The sequence below is a fragment of the Pseudomonas sp. 18173 genome (assembly GCF_050432945.1).
Classification (GTDB): domain Bacteria; phylum Pseudomonadota; class Gammaproteobacteria; order Pseudomonadales; family Pseudomonadaceae; genus Aquipseudomonas.
In genome coordinates, this window is the sequence record NZ_JBKFTN010000002.1 from 100,917 (window position 1) to 118,140 (window position 17,224).

The following is a 17,224-nucleotide window of genomic DNA, read 5'->3' on the forward strand; positions in this document are numbered from 1 at the left end:
GCACCAGCCGGGACTACTCCGACGCCAGCACCAGGTGCATATAGCGCGTCAGGATGCCGAGCATTTCCTCTTCGTCGCCAGGCTCGCCGACGTTGAGCAGCCCTTGATATTCCATCCGGCCGATAATTGCCGTCAACACCTTGGCATCCTGATGCGGCTCGCGTGAGCCCAGCACCTGGAACAACTGGCAAGAGCCCTGCAACAGGATTTGCTGGTGCGAGCGCACCAGTTCGGCCAGGCGCGGGTTCAGCAACGCTTCCTGGCGGAACGCCTGTTCGGCCATCAAATGCTCACGGCGATTGACCAGCTGCCGGTGAACGTAATCGGTCATCAGCCGTGCAATGTCGTCCGCCAGTTTCGAGCGCGCCTGCGGGCTGCCGTCGCCACTGGCGATCATGTCGCGCAACAGCCCCTCGTTGTTCACCCAAAGCTTGCCCATGTACGCCGCGCTGCGCTCCACGTATTGGGCGAAGGTATCGGTGAGCAAGTCATCGATATCCTTGAAATAGTAAGTGGTCGCCGACAACGGCACTTGCGCCTCGGCGGCCACGGCACGGTGCCGGACGGCACGCACGCCGTCGCGCACGACAATGCGCATGGCGGCGTCAAGAATGTCCTGTCGTCGCTGCTCGCTGCCCTGCCGGCTGGCCTTGCGACCCTGGTACTGAACGCTTTCAGCGACCGCAGTGGCGATACCCGCTGCACCTTCTTGAGCCATTGCACGAATCACGACAGGTATTTCCTCTCAGATGAAAGTAACAAGTTGATACGTTTGTACCAGACAGGCAATAAAAAACCGCCTGAAAAGGCGGTTTTTTAATTGAAACACTTACGCTTGCGGCCGCATGTGCGGGAACAGGATCACGTCGCGGATCGACGGGGAGTTGGTCAGCAGCATCACCAGGCGGTCGATACCGATGCCTTCACCCGCCGTTGGCGGCATGCCGTACTCCAGCGCACGAACGAAGTCGGCGTCGTAGTGCATGGCTTCGTCGTCGCCGGCGTCCTTGTCGGCCACCTGGGCCATGAAGCGCTCGGCCTGGTCTTCCGCGTCGTTCAACTCGGAGTAGGCGTTGGCGATTTCACGACCACCGATGAACAGCTCGAAACGGTCGGTGACGTTCGGGTTCTCGTCGTTACGGCGGGCCAGCGGCGACACTTCGAACGGGTACTGGGTAATGAAGTGCGGCTGTTCCAGCTTGTGCTCGACCAGCTCTTCGAAAATCATCACCTGCAGCTTGCCCAGGCCTTCAAAGCCCAGCACCTTGGCGCCGGCCTTCTTGGCAATAGCGCGAGCCTTGTCGATGTCGTTCAGGTCGTCAGCGGTCAGCTCGGGGTTGTACTTGAGGATCGAGTCGAACACCGACAGACGCACGAACGGCTCGCCGAAGTGGAACACCTTGTCGCCGTACGGCACGTCGGTGCTGCCCAGAACCAGCTGCGCCAGCTCGCGGAACAGTTCTTCGGTCAGGTCCATGTTGTCTTCGTAGTCGGCGTATGCCTGGTAGAACTCCAACATGGTGAATTCAGGGTTGTGACGAGTCGAAACGCCTTCGTTACGGAAGTTGCGGTTGATCTCGAACACTTTCTCGAACCCGCCAACAACAAGCCGCTTGAGGTACAGCTCCGGCGCGATACGCAAGAACATGCCCATGTCCAGCGCGTTGTGGTGGGTTTCAAACGGCTTGGCTGCCGCGCCGCCTGGAATGGTCTGCAGCATCGGCGTTTCCACTTCCAGGAAGTCACGCTTCATCAGGAAGCTGCGGATGTGGGCGATGACTTGCGAACGCACGCGGAACGTCTGGCGCACGTCTTCGTTGACGATCAGGTCAACGTAGCGCTGGCGGTAGCGCTGTTCGGTGTCGGTCAGGCCGTGGTGCTTGTCCGGCAGCGGGCGCAGGGATTTGGTCAGCAGGCGCACGTTGGTCATTTCAACGTACAGGTCGCCTTTGCCGGAACGGGCCAGGGTGCCTTCGGCGGCGATGATGTCGCCCATGTCCCAGGTTTTCACCGCGGCCAGGGTTTCTTCGGACAGGGTCTTGCGGTTGACGTAGACCTGGATGCGCCCGGTCATGTCCTGGATCACCATGAACGAGCCACGGTTGAGCATGATGCGACCGGCAACCTTGACCGGAATCGCAGCCTCTGCCAGCTCTTCCTTGGTCTTGTCCGCGTACTGTTTCTGCAGTTGCTCGCAGTAGTTTTCGCGGCGGAAGTCGTTCGGGAAGGCATTGCCCTTGGCGCGCTCGGCAGCAAGCTTTTCCTTGCGCAGGGCGATCAGGGAGTTTTCTTCCTGTTGCAGGGCTTGCGGGTCGAGTTCTAGGTCGCTCATGTCTTTAAATATTCCATCACGGGTTCGTTGCCCCCGGCCTGCGGCCGGGGATCGCCAGCAAGCTGGCTCCTACAGGGGATCGGGGGGGTGTCAGCCGATCCCGTATTGCATTGCTTACAGCCCGGACTTCAGGCTCGCTTCCAGGTATTCGTCGATATCGCCGTCGAGCACCTTGTCGCAGTCACTGCGCTCGATGTTAGTGCGCAGATCCTTGATGCGCGAGGCATCGAGTACATAAGAACGGATCTGATGACCCCAGCCGATATCGGACTTGGTGTCTTCCAGCGCCTGGGACGCCGCGTTGCGCTTCTGCATTTCCTGCTCGTACAACTTGGCCCGCAGCATTTTCATGGCGGTGTCCTTGTTGGCGTGCTGGGAACGTTCGTTCTGGCAGCTGACCACGGTGTTGGTCGGTACGTGGGTGATACGTACGGCCGAGTCGGTGGTGTTTACGTGCTGACCACCGGCACCAGAGGAACGATAGGTGTCGATGCGCAAGTCTGCCGGGTTGATTTCGATTTCCACCTTGTCATCGATCTCTGGCGAGACGAACACCGCGGAGAACGAGGTGTGGCGACGGTTGCCGGAGTCGAACGGGCTCTTGCGCACCAGACGGTGTACGCCGATCTCGGTCCGCAACCAGCCAAAGGCGTATTCACCCTTGATGTGCACGGTCGCGCCCTTGATCCCGGCGACTTCACCGGCCGACAGTTCCATGATGGTCGCGTCGAAACCGCGTTTGTCGGCCCAGCGCAGGTACATGCGCAGCAGGATGTTGGCCCAGTCCTGCGCTTCGGTGCCGCCGGAACCGGCCTGGATGTCCAGGTAGGCGTTGTTCGGGTCCATTTCGTGGCTGAACATGCGGCGGAATTCCAGCTTGGCCAGACTTTCCTCGAGACGGGCCAGTTCGGCGACGACATCGCCCACTGCGCCCTCGTCGTTCTCTTCGACTGCCATGTCCAGCAGGTCGCGGCAATCGGCCAGACCGGTGTTCAGCTCGTCCAGGGTATCGACGATTTGCGCCAGCGCAGAGCGCTCGCGGCCCAACTCCTGGGCGTATTCAGGTTTGTTCCAGACGCTCGGATCTTCAAGCTCGCGGTTGACTTCGGTCAGACGCTCATGCTTTTGATCGTAGTCAAAGATACCCCCGAATAGTTTCGGAGCGCTCGGACAGGTCCTTGATGGTATTCAGGATCGGGTTGATTTCCATGACGGGCAGCACTCGTAGGCGAACTTTTGAAAGCCGACGAGTATAACGGCAAACGGCCGTAAACGGCAGTCCGCCCGGCCGAAAACGCAAGTCCTTTGTAGGAGCGAGCTTGCTCGCGAGAAACGCTCAGGCACCGCGTTTATTCAGATAGCCATCGTCATCGTTAACGACCATCGCGAGCAGGCTCGCTCCTACAAGGGGGGAGTGTTCAGCCGATGCCTACCTGGTTGCGCCCATTGTTCTTCGCCATATACAGCCCCTTGTCCGCCGCCGAGATCAATTCACGGCAATTGCTGCCGGTTTTCGGGGTGATGGTCGCCAGGCCGATGCTGATGGTCAGGCTCGACCCTTCGCTCGGGGAGATGTGGGGGATCTTCAAGGCTTCCACGGTCATGCGCAGTTTTTCCGCCACCAGGCGCGCACCGCCCTGGGAGGTATTGGGCAGCACCAGGGCGAATTCTTCACCGCCGTAACGAGCCGGCAGGTCGGACGGCCGGGCACTGGCGTCACGGATCGCCGTGGCGACCTTGCGCAAGGCCTCGTCGCCTTCCAGGTGGCCGAAGGTGTCGTTGTAGGTCTTGAAGTAATCCACATCGATCATCAGCAACGACAACTGGCTCTGCTCACGCAGCGAACGGCGCCACTCCAGTTCCATGTATTCATCGAAGTGCCGACGGTTCGACAACCCGGTCAGGCCATCGGAGTTCATCAGGCGTTGCAGCACCAGATTGGTGTCGAGCAGTTGCTGCTGGCTGACCCGCAACGCGCGGTATGCCGCGTCACGCTGCAGCAGGGTCATGTAGGAGCGCGAGTGATAGCGGATGCGTGCAACCAGTTCGATGGTATCGGGCAGCTTGACCAGATAATCGTTGGCCCCGGCCGCGAATGCCGCGCTCTTGATCAGCGGGTCTTCCTTGGTCGACAGGACGATGATCGGAATGTCCTTGGTCGCCGGGTGATTGCGGTATTCGCGCACCAGGCTCAGGCCGTCCAGCCCCGGCATGACCAGGTCCTGCAGGATCACCGTCGGCTTGATCCGCACCGCATGGGCAATGGCCTGGTGCGGGTCGGCGCAGAAGTGGAAATCGATATTCTCTTCATTCGACAGGCCGCGGCGCACGGCTTCGCCGATCATGGCCTGGTCGTCCACCAGCAACACCATGGCGGCGTTTTCGTCGGTCTTGAAGTCGTCGAGCTGTAATTCATTCATGTGCGGTCACCTGAGTACTGCCTGGGCCAGGATTGCGGGAAAATGCACTCATTTGTGGAACATCTCCAGCAATCGTGGCGCTATCTTGTCCAGCGAGCGAATCTCTACAGCAGCGTCGATGGCCGCGGCCGCCTTCGGCATGCCGTACACCGCGCTGCTGCTTTGGTCTTGTGCGATGGTCAGGTAGCCCTGTTGGCGCATGAGTTTAAGCCCCTGGGCGCCATCACGCCCCATGCCGGTGAGCAAAACCCCAACGGCGTCACCGTTCCAGTTACTGGCCACGCTCTCGAAGAACACATCGATGGAGGGCCGGTAGATCTCGTTGACCGGTTCGGCGGTGTAGGCCAGCGTGCCGTTTTTCAGCAAGCGAATATGGTGATTGGTGCCGGCCAGCAATACTTTGCCGCTTTGCGGCGGCTCGCCTTCCTGGGCCAGGCGCACGTCGAGCCCGCTGGCGCTGCCGAGCCATTCGGCCATGCCGGCGGCAAACACCTGGTCAACGTGTTGCACCAGCACGATGGCCGGCGAGAAATCACGCGGCAGCCCCTTGAGCAAGACTTCCAGCGCTGCCGGCCCACCGGCGGATGAGCCAATGGCGATCAGGCTCTGGCGTGAGCCCGAACTGCGCAACGGTGCCGGCGCCGTACGCGGGCGGTTGCCCTTGTCGCCGATCAGCCAGCCGATGTTCATGATCTTGCGCAACAACGGCGCGGCCGCTTCCTGGGCATTGCCGGCGCCGACGGTCGGGGTATCGACCACGTCCAGCGCACCGTGGCCCATGGCCTCGAACACCCGGTGCACATTCTGCTGGCGATCCACGGTGACGATGACGATGGCACACGGGGTCTCGGCCATGATCCGTCGCGTGGCCTCGACGCCATCCATCACCGGCATGATCAGGTCCATCAGAATCAGGTCCGGCGTCTGCTCGGCACACTTTTGCACCGCCTCCCTGCCATTGCCGGCGACCCAGATCACCTGGTGCGTCGGCTCGAAGGCCAGCGCCCGGCGCAGGGCCTCCACCGCCATGGGCATGTCATTGACGATTGCGATCCTCATGCACGCGCTCCTCCGATGAGCTCAACCACCGCATCAAGCAAGGCGTCGTCATGAAAACTGGCCTTGGCTAGATAATAGTCGGCACCGGCATCCAGTCCACGGCGCCGGTCCTCTTCACGATCCTTGTAGGACACCACCATCACCGGCAACGATTGCAGGCGATTGTCCCGACGCAGCAGCGTGACCAGTTCGATGCCGTCCATGCGCGGCATATCTATGTCGGTGATCAGCAGATCGAAATCCTCCGAACGCAACGCGTTCCAGCCGTCCATGCCGTCCACCGCAACCGCCACGTCGTAGCCGCGATTGAGCAACAGCTTGCGCTGCAACTCTCGCACGGTCAGGGAATCATCCACCACCAGAATTCGCTTACGGGCCGCCTCGACCACCTGATGACCGTGACGGGCAATGCGCTCCAGGCGACCGGTGTTGAGCAGTTTGTCCACCGAACGCAGCATGTCTTCGACATCGACGATCAGCACCACCGAGCCATCGTCGAGCAAGGCCCCGGCGGAAATGTCCTGCACCTTGCCCAGGCGCTCGTCCAGCGGCAACACGACCAGCGTGCGCTCACCGATAAAACGCTCGACCGCCACGCCATAGATGGCATCGCGTTCGCGAATCACCACGACCTTGAGGGTTTGCCCGCTGTCCTGGCTGGCCGGGCGTTGCAGCAACTGGCTGGCCGCTACCAGACCGACATGCCGGCCCTCGTGCCAGAAGTGCTGGCGACCTTCGACCTGCACGATATCCACAGGTTCCAGATCACACATGCGCTCGATGTGCGCCAGCGGGAAGGCATAGGCTTCGTCGCCGACTTCCACCACCAGGCTGCGCACCACCGACAGGGTCAGCGGCACTTCGAGGTGGAAACGACTGCCCTCGCCCGCCGTTTGCTCCAGCACCACCGCGCCGCGCAACTGCCGGACCATGTGCTGCACCGCATCCAGGCCAACGCCGCGCCCGGACACCTCGGTGACCGTGTCGCGCAGACTGAAACCGGGCAGGAACAGGAACGTCAGCAACTCCTCTTCGCTCAACTGTGCGGCGGTTTGCGCGGGCGACAGATTTCGTTCAACGATGCTGCGGCGGACCTTTTCCAGGTCCACGCCGTTGCCGTCATCGCTCAATTCAAGCACCAGCAGACCGGCCTGATGCGAAGCGCGCAGACGAATCAGGCCTTCAGCCGGCTTGCCCGCCAGCAGGCGTTGCTCAGGGGATTCAATGCCGTGGTCGACCGCGTTGCGCAACAGGTGAGTCAGCGGCGCTTCGAGCTTTTCCAGTACGTCGCGATCAACCTGCGTCTTCTCGCCTTCAATCTCCAGTCGCACCTGTTTACCCAGGTCGCGCCCCAGATCCCGGACCATTCGCACCTGCCCGGTCAGCACATCGGCAAACGGCCGCATGCGACAGGCCAGCGCCGTGTCGTACAACACCTGTGCCCGCTGACTGGCCTGCCAGGCAAACTCATCGAGTTCGGCGTTCTTTTCCATGAGCAATTGCTGGGATTGCGCGAGCAAGCGCCGCGCATCTTCCAGGGATTCCCGGGCCTCCAGGCTCAAGGCGTGATCCTTGAGATGAACATTGAGACTCTCCAGCGCTCGCAGGCTGTTGCTCTGCATGCGCTTGAGGCGCTGCATGGTCGCAAGGTGCGGTTTGAGCCGCTGGGTTTCCACCAGGGACTTGCTCGACAGATCGAGCAGGCTGTTCAGGCGCTCGGCGGTGACCCGCAGCACCCGCTCACCATTTTCGGTGTTGCGCTTGGTCTTGCGTGGGGTCGGTGGCGGTTCGACGACAGGCGCTGGCGACTCGATCCTGGCTTCGGGGGTTTCGAGTTGAAGTTCGGCCATCACCGGCGCAGCAGGTGCAACCAGCGAGGCCGTCGGGTCCAGCAACCGCGCCATCAACGCAACATAGGCCTCGATGTCCGCAGCCTCCGGGGTGCTGCCCGGCGTGGCGATGCGCATCAGCAAATCGGTGCCTTGCAACAACGCATCGATGTGCTCGGGACGCAGCAACAGGCGCCCTTCCTGGGCACTGACCAGGCAATCCTCCATCACATGGGCCACGCTGACCCCGGCATCGACGCCAACGATCCGCGCCGCGCCCTTGAGCGAGTGCGCGGCACGCATGCACGATTCAAGCTGATCGGCCTGGGTGGGGTCGCGCTCGAGCGCCAGCAGGCCGGCACTCAAGACCTGGGTCTGGGCTTCGGCCTCCAGGCTGAACAGTTCCAGCAAAGAGGTGTCGCGCATTTGCTCGGGGGTCATGTGAGGCTCCGGGTCACGGCGGACAGCAACTGTTCTTCATCCAGCCAACGCAGGCTTCGACCCTTGAATTGCAACACGCCACGGGTGTATTTGGCGCTGGCCTGGGCACCCGAGCGCGATGCGGCATCGAGGACAGGCTCGTCGATGGCGTGAATCCCGTCGACTTCGTCCACCGGCACCACCACCGGCCCGCCATGGGCCGCGATGATCAGCATGCGCGGCATGACCCGCGTACCGGACGCCCCGTTACCGGTGCCGTCGAGCCCGAGCAACTCCACCAGCGACAGGCAGGCGACCAGCGCACCGCGTACATTCGCCACGCCGAGCAGGGCGCGGGAACGCTGATGCGGCAAGGAGTGAATCGCTTGCAGCGGCGCCACCTCGACCAGGCTGCGGGTCGCGAGACCCAGCCACTCTTCGCCCAGACGGAACATCAGCAACGAGCGGGTCTTCACCTCGCTCTCGACCGCGACGGACACTGGCCCGCGATCTTCCTGCTGCAACGCATAGCGATCGAGCAAGCGTGTAGCGGCCGCCGAATACACCGCACAGTTGCGGCAATGAATATGTTCGGCCAGCAACGGGCAGGACTTGTCACCGTGGATACCGATGCGGTTCCAGCAGTCGTCGATGGCCTGGGCATCCCGGGTGACGCTGAAAGTGTCGGAGGCGATCATCGTTTACGCTCACTGTCGGCGGCGCGCTCGCTACGGGCGGCACGCGCCTGCAATCGTTTGGCCCCCGCCGCGTCGCCCTGGGCCTGCAGCAACACGGCCAGGTGCATCAACGCGTCGGGATGCTGCGGTTCGAGGTACAACGCCTTGCGATAAAAAACCTGGGCTTCCAGGACACTACCGGCGACATCGCTGAGCAGTCCCAGCCAATAGAACACCTGGGCCGCCGGTTCATGACTGCGCAAATAGCTTTCACACGCGGCTCTCGCCTCGGCGCTTTTGCCTTCGTTGGCCAGGGCCGCGATGTTCGCCAGCAGCACGGCCGTATCGGTGCCAGAGGTTTTTGGCGCAGCAGCCAGCGGCACGACACGGGCGAATGGGCGACTGCGCACCGGTGCAGGCGCTGGAGCGCGCAGCGGTTGCGGCACGGGCAACGGTGCGGGAACGAATGCCGGCAAGGGCTCAGGGTCCGGACTCCCCTGCCGGCTGAATGCAAAGGACTGTGCAATGCCGATCGAACGCATCCCCAGGCGCCCCAGCAGACTGCCTTCGGCCGGGCCGATAAACAGCACTCCGTCAACGTGGGTCAGGCACTTGAGCACTTCGAAGACTTGCTTCTGGGTGGGTTGGTCGAAATAGATCAGCAGGTTGCGACAAAACACGAAATCGAATGGCGGCTCACCGGCCAGCAAGGCCGGATCCAGCAGATTGCCGACCTGCAAGCGCACCTGCTCCTGCACACGCGGGTTCAGGCGATAGCCATCGCCTTCAGCCATGAAGTGGCGGTCGCGAAACACAATGTCGTCACCCCGAAAGGAATTCTTCCCGTACAAGGCTCGCCTGGCTTTTTCCACCGACAACGGGCTGACGTCCATGCCGTCGACCTTGAACTGGTGTGGTTTGAGTCCGGCATCGAGCAACGCCATGGCGATCGAGTAGGGTTCTTCGCCCGTGGAGCACGGCAAGCTGAGAATCCGCAGTGCGCGCAGGTTGTTGATCTCGGTCAGACGTTTTCCCGCCAGCTTCGCCAGGGTGGTGAATGACTCGGGATATCGAAAGAACCAGGTTTCCGGAACGATCACCGCTTCGATCAATGCCTGCTGCTCGTCCCGCGAGCCCTGCAGGTTTTGCCAGTACTCATCGGCCGAGAGTGCTTGCGAAGCGATGCTGCGCTGGCGCACCGCTCGCTCGATGATCGCCGGCCCCACCGAGGTCACATCGAGCCCGATACGTTCCTTGAGGAAGTCGAAAAAGCGCTGGTCGCCGTTCATGGCCGCCCCTCCAGCAAGGTCGGATCCATTGGCGGCGAGGGAAACAGCAATGCGCGCACTTGATCCTCCAGCAGATCGCTGACCCGTACCCATTGCAACAAGCCCTCCTCGTCCTTGCGGACCGGCCCGAGGTAAGGCGTCTGCCGATTGTCCAGGCCATAGGGCTGAAAATCCGCCGGATCGCAACGCAAGGTGTCGGTCGCCTGTTCCAGAATCAGCCCGAGCAGCTGTGTCTCGGCGGTTTCATCCGGGCGATAGTTGACCAGTACCAACCGGGTGCTGGTACGGACCTGCGCCGGCGTACCGAAGGTCAGTGCGCTCAAGTCGATCACAGGCACCACGGTCCCCCGATAGGCGAACACCCCGGCGACCCAGGCCGGGGCATGGGGAATGGGCTTCAAGGGCAGGCGCGGCAACACTTCGGCCACTTCGATAGCCTTCAGGGCATAGCGTTCGTTGCCGATGCGAAACACCAGAAACAATGCATGCGGCGCCTGCTTCACGGCAGAGCGTTTGGCCGTGATTTCGCTCATCAGACTTTGAATCGCGAAACGCCGCTGCGCAGCCCGACGGCCACCTGGCTCAGCTCATCGATGGCGAAACTGGCCTGGCGCAGAGACTCGACCGTCTGGCTGCTGGCATCACCCAACTGCACCAGCGCATGGTTGATCTGCTCGGCGCCGGTAGCCTGGGCCTGCATGCCTTCGTTGACCATCAGCACCCGCGGCGCCAGCGCCTGGACCTGATGGATGATCTGCGACAACTGCTCGCCGACCTGCTGCACCTCGGACATGCCGCGGCGCACTTCTTCGGAGAACTTGTCCATGCCCATGACCCCGGCCGATACCGCCGACTGGATCTCGCGCACCATTTGCTCGATGTCGTAGGTGGCCACCGCCGTCTGGTCCGCCAGGCGCCGCACTTCGGTGGCGACCACGGCAAAACCGCGTCCGTATTCCCCGGCCTTCTCGGCCTCGATGGCGGCGTTGAGCGACAACAGGTTGGTCTGGTCGGCGACCTTGACGATGGTGACCACCACCTGATTGATGTTGCCGGCCTTCTCGTTGAGGATCGCCAGCTTGGCGTTGACCAGATCGGCCGCGCCCATCACCGAATGCATGGTTTCCTCCATGCGCGCCAGGCCCTGTTGCCCGGAGCCTGCGGCCACGGAAGCCTGGTCGGCGGCGGTGGAGACCTCGGTCATGGTGCGCACCAGGTCCCGGGAAGTGGCGGCGATCTCACGGGAGGTCGCGCCGATTTCCGTGGTGGTGGCGGCGGTTTCCGTGGCGGTGGCCTGTTGCTGCTTGGAGGTCGCGGCGATCTCGGTCACCGACGTGGTCACCTGCACCGACGAACGCTGGGCCTGGGACACCAGCGAAGTGAGCTCGGTCATCATGTCGTTGAAACCGGTCTCTACGGCGCCGAATTCGTCCTTGCGCTCCAGGTTCAGGCGGCCGCTGAGGTCGCCGGTGCGCATGATTTCGAGAATATTCACGATGCGGTTCATCGGCGCCATGATGGCGCGCATCAACAACAGGCCGCACAGGCCGGCGGCCAGCACCGCCACCAGCAGGGAAACGCCCATGCTTATCTTTGCCGCGACGACCGCGTCGTCGATGGCGGCGATGTCATGATCGGCCACCGCCTTGTTTTCGCGGATGATGTCGTTGAGTTTCATCCGGCCGGCAGTCCAGACCGGGGTCAGTTGATCGGTGAACAACCTGACCGCTTCAGCTTGCTGGTTGCGCCCATGCAGATCGAGCACTGCCGCCAGAACCTTGTTGAACTCCTCGTGCTTTTGTTCGAAGACGGCATATTCGACCTTGTCCTCATCCGTCGTGACGGTGTTGCGGTAGTTGCTCATCTGCTCCAGCAGGCGTGCCTCGAAAGCCTTGTAGTCCGCGGCGTCTTCACTGTTGACGCCCTGCCCTTCCTTGAAGCCGAGTATCTCCTGGGTCTGCAGATAAGCATCGACCCAGGCGCTGCGAATCATGGAGCTGTAGTAAAGCCCCGGCAGTGCGTCATCCCGAACACTGTCCTGGCTTTCCTCAATCTTCAACAACCGCGAATACGAGACGACCACCATCAACAGCATGATGGCGATAATGACCGCAAAACTCGCCAAGATGCGTTGGCGCAATGTCCAGTTCTTCACAGTCAATCCTCAGGGCCTGATTCGAAATGCGGGGAGTATAGCCGAGGGCGGTGTTTCATTTATAAGACGGATGCGCGCCACTTCTCATCCTGCTGAAAAAGGCGGGATGGGCTCTGGGTTGGGACTGTCCGCTAATTGCGGGGATGAGTGGTAGTGGTGATTGGGTAGAAAGGGACCGTGGAATGGTCATTGAGGATGCAGGCGGGACTGAAAACGCGTTCGCGAGCAGGCTCGCTCCCACAGTGGACCTACAGTGATCGCAGATTCCATCTACACCAGAGATTCAACATGGGAGCGAGCCTGCTCGCGAATACAGCCTGAAGGTTTACAGGGATGCCTGGCGGACCTGCTTCTCCAGCTCGGCCTTCAACCCCGGCGCCAGCTTGAGCTGCCGCGCCAGTTCGTCGAGGTAGGCCTTCTCCATGAAGTTTTCCTCGTCCACCATCATCACGCTGGCGATGTACATTTCGGCGGCGATTTCCGGGGAGCGGGCGGCGCGGGCGACATCGCTCGGGTCCAGCGGCTTGTTGAGTTCGGCGTGCAGCCAGTGTTGCAGTTCCTGATCGCTGTCGAGCCGGGTGAATTCGCCTTCGATCAAGGCACGTTCACGCTCATCGACATGACCGTCTGCCTTGGCCGCCGCCACCAGCGCCTTGAGAATCGCCTGACTGTGCAACTCGACTTGCGCGGCGGGTACCCGGTCCAGGGTTTGCGGCTCCGGACTCGTTGTACCGCCCTGCTGTGACTGCCAGTTGCCATAAGCTTTGTAGGCCAGCACGCCCAACGCGGCAAGACCACCATAGACCGCGACCTTGCCCCCGACTTTACGGGCCTTCTTGCTGCCCAGCAGCAAGCCCATGGCGCCTGCCGCCAATGCCCCGCCGCCCGCGCCGGAGAGCAGACTGCCAAGGGCACCTGTGCCAGCGTTCGCGCCCTTTTGCTGTGAGCCACCGGCCTTGTTCTGCAACAGGTCCTGGCCGGACTTGAGTAGTTGATCGAGCAATCCACGGGTGTTCATTCGCCGCCTCCACAAGACGTTTAACCTCAAACCAAGGCCACCAGCCTAGATCGAAAGTGCCCGATGGCCGCCCGCAAGAGTGCTTCGAGATGTTGCTCAAGCCTTGCTGCTTGCCGCTTGAAGCTTGCCCCCCATAAAGCTGCGTTTCAAAAAAACGATATACACTCTCAAAAATCGATAAAAACAGCCCACCGGGTGCTTTCCCATGATGACCTTGCGTCAGATCCGTCATTTCATCGCCGTGGCCGAGACCGGCTCGATCTCGGCCGCCGCGCAAACCGCGTTCATTTCCCAGTCGACCCTGACCCTGGCCATCCAGCAACTGGAAGAAGAAATCGGCGTCAGCCTGTTCAGCCGCCATGCCAAGGGCATGACCCTGACCCACCAGGGGCATCAGTTCCTGCGCCAGGCGCACTTGATCCTGGCCACCGTGGACAACGCCAAGCGCAGCCTGCAACAGAGCACCGACCAGGTCGCCGGGCAGTTGATCGTCGGCGTGACCAGCCTGGTGGCCGGTTATTACCTGGCAGACTTGCTCACCCGTTTCCAGCGCGCCTACCCCAACGTGGAAATCCGCGTGATGGAAGATGAGCGCCCGTACATCGAGCACTTGCTGGTCAGCGGCGAGATCGATGTCGGCGTGCTGATCCTTTCCAACCTCGAAGACCGCCACGCCCTGCAGACCGAAGTGCTGACCCACTCGCCGCACCGGCTCTGGCTGCCGGCCCAACACCCGTTGCTGGAGCACGACAGCATCAACCTCGCCGACGTCGCCCGCGAGCCTTTGATTCAACTCAATGTCGATGAAATGGACCGCAACGCCCAGCGCATGTGGTCCGCCGCCTCGTTGCAACCGCGCATCACCCTGCGCACGGCCTCGACCGAAGCCGTGCGAAGCCTGGTGGCCGCCGGATTGGGGGTGTCGATCCAGCCCGACATGACTTATCGCCCATGGTCGCTGGAGGGCGACATCATCGAAGCCCGGCAGATTGCCGACCTGAGCCAGACCCTCGATGTCGGCCTGGCGTGGCGTCGCGGCACGGCGCGGCCGGCGCTGGTGGACCCGTTCCTGACGGTCGCCCGCGAACAACCCCATGGCGGGCGCAAGCCATCTATTTAATCGAACGCCACCTTCAGTATTTAGTATTTGTTGTCCTCGGGGCCGCGCACTAGTCTTGTTACATCTAATAAAGACAGCCGGCCCCCGGTCACCGGGAGCGCTGCCATGTCTACACAACAAGCCACACAAGCAAAGAGAACCCGAAAAATGGCTGGTGCGCAGACCCCGTTGTTCACCGCATTGTTGATCGATGGTGAATTGGTTGCCGGTCAAGGCTGCGTCGAGCCGATTCTCAATCCGGCTACCGGGGAAGTCCTGACCCGGATCGCCGAAGCCAGCACCGAGCAAGTCGAAGCCGCGATCCTCGCCGCCAACCGTGCCTTTGCCAGCTGGTCTCGCACTACTCCACAGCAACGCTCGAACCTGTTGCTGGACATCGCCAACGCCATCGAAAAAAACGCCGACCTGCTGGCCCGCCTCGAGTCCATGAACTGCGGCAAGCCGTTGCACCTGGCCCGTCAGGATGACCTGAATGCCACAATCGACGTATTCCGCTTCTTCGCCGGCGCCGTGCGCTGCCAGACCGGCCAGCTCAGCGGCGAATACCTGCCGGGCTACACCAGCATGGTGCGCCGCGATCCGATAGGCGTGGTCGCCTCCATCGCGCCGTGGAACTACCCGATCATGATGGCCGCGTGGAAAATCGCCCCGGCCCTTGCCGCCGGCAACACGCTGGTGTTCAAGCCGTCGGAGCACACGCCGCTGTCGATCCTGGCCCTGGCGCCAGCGCTGGCCGAGATCCTGCCGCGGGGTGTGATCAACATCATTTGCGGGGGTGGCGAAGGCGTCGGCAGCCATTTGGTCAGCCATCCAAAGGTCCGCATGGTGTCGTTGACTGGCGATATCGTCACCGGGCAAAAAATCCTCCAGGCCGCCTCGAAAACGCTCAAGCGCACCCACCTCGAGCTCGGTGGCAAGGCGCCGGTGATCGTGTGCAACGATGCCGACATTCAGGCCGTGGTCGAGGGCGTGCGCACTTACGGCTATTACAACGCGGGCCAGGACTGCACTGCCGCTTGCCGCATCTACGCCCAGGCGGGAATCCATGACCGTCTGGTGGCCGAGCTCGGCGCGGCCGTGGGCAGCCTGCGCTTCGCCGGTAAACGCGACGCCGACAACGAAATCGGCCCGCTGATCAGTACCCGCCAACGCGACCGCGTGGCCAGTTTTGTCGAGCGCGCCCTCGGCCAGCCGCACATCGAGCGGGTCACCGGTGCAGCCGTGCATTCCGGCGCCGGTTTCTATTACCAGCCGACCCTCCTGGCCGGCTGCAAGCAAAGTGACGAGATCGTCCAGCGCGAAGTGTTCGGTCCGGTGGTCACCGTGACCCGTTTCGATGAACTGGAACAAGCGGTGGACTGGGCCAACGATTCGGAATACGGCCTGGCCTCGTCGGTCTGGACCCAGAACCTGGACAAGGCCATGCAGGTCGCGGCGCGCTTGCAGTACGGCTGCACCTGGATCAACAGCCATTTCATGCTGGTCAGCGAAATGCCCCATGGTGGCCTGAAGCGCTCGGGCTACGGCAAGGACCTGTCCAGTGACTCGCTTCAGGACTACAGCGTGGTGCGGCACATCATGGCCCGCCACGGCGAGCATCTCTGACTAAGCTAATAACAAGCCACCAAAGGCCAGCTTCACCACGTTCAAAAAACTGCCCCGACCATAATTAAAGAAGAGGGAATTCCCATGTTCGTGCACAAGACCGCACTGCTCAGTGCAATCACCACCGCGCTGCTGGCCAGCGCCAGCGTCCAGGCCGCCGAGCCGCTCAAAGCTGTCGGGGCGGGCGAAGGCCAACTGGATATTGTGGCCTGGCCTGGCTATATCGAACGTGGCGAGAGCGACAAGGCCTATGACTGGGTGACCGGTTTCGAGAAAGAAACCGGCTGCAAGGTCAACGTCAAGACCGCCGCCACCTCCGATGAAATGGTCAGCCTGATGGCCAAGGGTGGCTACGACCTGGTGACCGCGTCGGGCGACGCCTCCCTGCGCCTGATCGTCGGCAAGCGAGTGCAGCCGATCAACACCGCGTTGATCCCGAACTGGAAAAACCTCGACCCGCGCCTCAAGGACGGCCCCTGGTACGTGGTCAACAAGCAGACCTACGGCACCCCGTATCAGTGGGGCCCGAACGTGTTGATGTACAACACCAACGTATTCAAGACCGCGCCCACCACCTGGGGCGTGCTGTTCAATGCGGAAAACCTGCCCGACGGCAAGCCGAACAAGGGTCGCGTGCAGGCCTATGACGGCCCGATCTACATCGCCGACGCGGCGCTGTACCTGAAGACCGCCAAGCCGGAACTGGGCATCCAGAACCCCTACGAACTGACCGAGGCGCAGTACAAGGCCGTACTCGACCTGTTGCGTGCCCAGCAGCCGTTGATCCACCGCTACTGGCATGACACCACTGTGCAAATGAGCGACTTCAAGAACGAAGGTGTGGTCGCAGGCAGCTCCTGGCCGTATCAGGTCAACGGCCTGGTGAACGACAAACAACCGATCGCATCGACCATCCCGAAAGAAGGCGCCACCGGTTGGGCCGACACCACCATGATGCACGCCGAGGCCAAGCACCCGAACTGCGCCTACAAGTGGATGGACTGGTCGCTGCAACCGAAGGTCCAGGGTGATGTCGCGGCGTGGTTCGGCTCGTTGCCAGCGGTTCCGGCGGCGTGCAAGGAGAGCGAACTGCTTGGCGCCGAAGGCTGCAAGACCAACGGTTTCGACAACTTCGACAAGATCGCCTTCTGGAAAACCCCGCAGGCTGAAGGCGGCAAGTTCGTGCCGTACAGCCGCTGGACCCAGGACTACATCGCGATCATGGGCGGCAGGTAAGGCCCATTCGCGAGCAGGCTCGCTCCCACAATTGATCGCATTCCCCTGTGGGAGCGAGCCTGCT

Annotated in this window: 14 protein-coding genes; 3 read left to right on the forward strand and 11 right to left on the reverse strand. The window is 62.0% G+C overall.

What is annotated here, in order from left to right:
* Positions 1–13: 13 nt before the first annotated feature.
* The 11 genes from ACLD1X_RS02680 to ACLD1X_RS02730 form a co-directional block, all read right to left on the reverse strand.
* Positions 14–718, reverse strand: coding sequence for a TetR/AcrR family transcriptional regulator (locus tag ACLD1X_RS02680; protein WP_429365996.1), 705 nt, complete (start codon positions 716–718; stop codon positions 14–16).
* A gap of 111 nt (positions 719–829) precedes the next feature.
* Positions 830–2,332 carry a lysine--tRNA ligase gene (lysS, locus tag ACLD1X_RS02685; protein ID WP_104450709.1) on the reverse strand — a complete coding sequence of 501 codons (1,503 nt, stop codon included), beginning with the start codon at positions 2,330–2,332 and terminating at the stop codon, positions 830–832.
* A 114-nt stretch (positions 2,333–2,446) separates the two neighbouring features.
* Positions 2,447–3,542 (reverse strand): peptide chain release factor 2 gene (gene prfB, locus ACLD1X_RS02690; RefSeq protein WP_143512432.1). Its coding sequence is split into 2 segments (ribosomal slippage): positions 2,447–3,469 and positions 3,471–3,542, totalling 1,095 coding nucleotides; the frame shifts between segments, so codons are not numbered across the junction.
* A 208-nt stretch (positions 3,543–3,750) separates the two neighbouring features.
* Positions 3,751–4,752: a diguanylate cyclase gene (locus tag ACLD1X_RS02695; protein ID WP_429365997.1), complete on the reverse strand. Its 1,002-nt coding sequence runs from the start codon at positions 4,750–4,752 to the stop codon at positions 3,751–3,753.
* A 48-nt stretch (positions 4,753–4,800) separates the two neighbouring features.
* On the reverse strand, positions 4,801–5,811 hold the full coding sequence (locus ACLD1X_RS02700) for a chemotaxis response regulator protein-glutamate methylesterase (protein WP_429365998.1): 1,011 nt from the start codon (positions 5,809–5,811) through the stop codon (positions 4,801–4,803).
* Positions 5,808–8,081: a hybrid sensor histidine kinase/response regulator gene (locus tag ACLD1X_RS02705; RefSeq protein WP_429365999.1), complete on the reverse strand. Its 2,274-nt coding sequence runs from the start codon at positions 8,079–8,081 to the stop codon at positions 5,808–5,810. Before ACLD1X_RS02705 ends, ACLD1X_RS02700 begins: the two co-directional genes overlap by 4 nt.
* Complete coding sequence (locus ACLD1X_RS02710) at positions 8,078–8,758, reverse strand: chemotaxis protein CheW (protein ID WP_429366000.1); 681 nt, start codon at positions 8,756–8,758, stop codon at positions 8,078–8,080. The genes ACLD1X_RS02705 and ACLD1X_RS02710 overlap by 4 nt, the downstream gene beginning before the upstream one ends.
* A complete protein-coding gene (locus ACLD1X_RS02715) occupies positions 8,755–10,026 on the reverse strand; it encodes a CheR family methyltransferase (protein ID WP_429366001.1) in 1,272 nt (423 codons plus the stop codon). The genes ACLD1X_RS02710 and ACLD1X_RS02715 overlap by 4 nt, the downstream gene beginning before the upstream one ends.
* A complete protein-coding gene (locus ACLD1X_RS02720; RefSeq protein WP_429366002.1) occupies positions 10,023–10,559 on the reverse strand; it encodes a chemotaxis protein CheW in 537 nt (178 codons plus the stop codon). The genes ACLD1X_RS02715 and ACLD1X_RS02720 overlap by 4 nt, the downstream gene beginning before the upstream one ends.
* Complete coding sequence (locus tag ACLD1X_RS02725) at positions 10,559–12,181, reverse strand: methyl-accepting chemotaxis protein (RefSeq protein WP_429366003.1); 1,623 nt, start codon at positions 12,179–12,181, stop codon at positions 10,559–10,561. The genes ACLD1X_RS02720 and ACLD1X_RS02725 overlap by 1 nt, the downstream gene beginning before the upstream one ends.
* Positions 12,182–12,506: 325 nt before the next feature.
* Positions 12,507–13,199 carry a tellurite resistance TerB family protein gene (locus ACLD1X_RS02730; protein WP_429366004.1) on the reverse strand — a complete coding sequence of 231 codons (693 nt, stop codon included), beginning with the start codon at positions 13,197–13,199 and terminating at the stop codon, positions 12,507–12,509.
* 205 nt (positions 13,200–13,404) lie between these two features.
* Between ACLD1X_RS02730 and ACLD1X_RS02735 the strand changes: the two genes are divergently transcribed.
* The 3 genes from ACLD1X_RS02735 to ydcS all read left to right on the forward strand — a co-directional run bounded on the left by ACLD1X_RS02735 (position 13,405) and on the right by ydcS (position 17,160).
* Entirely contained in the window at positions 13,405–14,319 is a 915-nt protein-coding gene (locus tag ACLD1X_RS02735; protein ID WP_429366005.1) for a LysR family transcriptional regulator, read from the forward strand.
* 147 nt (positions 14,320–14,466) lie between these two features.
* Positions 14,467–15,924 (forward strand): gamma-aminobutyraldehyde dehydrogenase, encoded by a 1,458-nt coding sequence (locus ACLD1X_RS02740; RefSeq protein WP_429366006.1) that lies wholly within the window; start codon positions 14,467–14,469, stop codon positions 15,922–15,924.
* Positions 15,925–16,008: 84 nt separating this feature from the next.
* Positions 16,009–17,160: a putative ABC transporter substrate-binding protein YdcS gene (ydcS, locus tag ACLD1X_RS02745; RefSeq protein ID WP_429366007.1), complete on the forward strand. Its 1,152-nt coding sequence runs from the start codon at positions 16,009–16,011 to the stop codon at positions 17,158–17,160.
* Positions 17,161–17,224 lie beyond the last annotated feature (64 nt).

Coding starts and splice junctions, on each gene's coding strand:
- ACLD1X_RS02680 (WP_429365996.1), bottom strand. CDS start 718: ATGGCTCAAGAAGGTGCAGCGGGTATCGCCACTGCGGTCGCTGAAAGC.
- lysS (WP_104450709.1), bottom strand. CDS start 2,332: ATGAGCGACCTAGAACTCGACCCGCAAGCCCTGCAACAGGAAGAAAAC.
- ACLD1X_RS02695 (WP_429365997.1), bottom strand. CDS start 4,752: ATGAATGAATTACAGCTCGACGACTTCAAGACCGACGAAAACGCCGCC.
- ACLD1X_RS02700 (WP_429365998.1), bottom strand. CDS start 5,811: ATGAGGATCGCAATCGTCAATGACATGCCCATGGCGGTGGAGGCCCTG.
- ACLD1X_RS02705 (WP_429365999.1), bottom strand. CDS start 8,081: ATGACCCCCGAGCAAATGCGCGACACCTCTTTGCTGGAACTGTTCAGC.
- ACLD1X_RS02710 (WP_429366000.1), bottom strand. CDS start 8,758: ATGATCGCCTCCGACACTTTCAGCGTCACCCGGGATGCCCAGGCCATC.
- ACLD1X_RS02715 (WP_429366001.1), bottom strand. CDS start 10,026: ATGAACGGCGACCAGCGCTTTTTCGACTTCCTCAAGGAACGTATCGGG.
- ACLD1X_RS02720 (WP_429366002.1), bottom strand. CDS start 10,559: ATGAGCGAAATCACGGCCAAACGCTCTGCCGTGAAGCAGGCGCCGCAT.
- ACLD1X_RS02730 (WP_429366004.1), bottom strand. CDS start 13,199: ATGAACACCCGTGGATTGCTCGATCAACTACTCAAGTCCGGCCAGGAC.
- ACLD1X_RS02735 (WP_429366005.1), top strand. CDS start 13,405: ATGATGACCTTGCGTCAGATCCGTCATTTCATCGCCGTGGCCGAGACC.
- ACLD1X_RS02740 (WP_429366006.1), top strand. CDS start 14,467: ATGGCTGGTGCGCAGACCCCGTTGTTCACCGCATTGTTGATCGATGGT.
- ydcS (WP_429366007.1), top strand. CDS start 16,009: ATGTTCGTGCACAAGACCGCACTGCTCAGTGCAATCACCACCGCGCTG.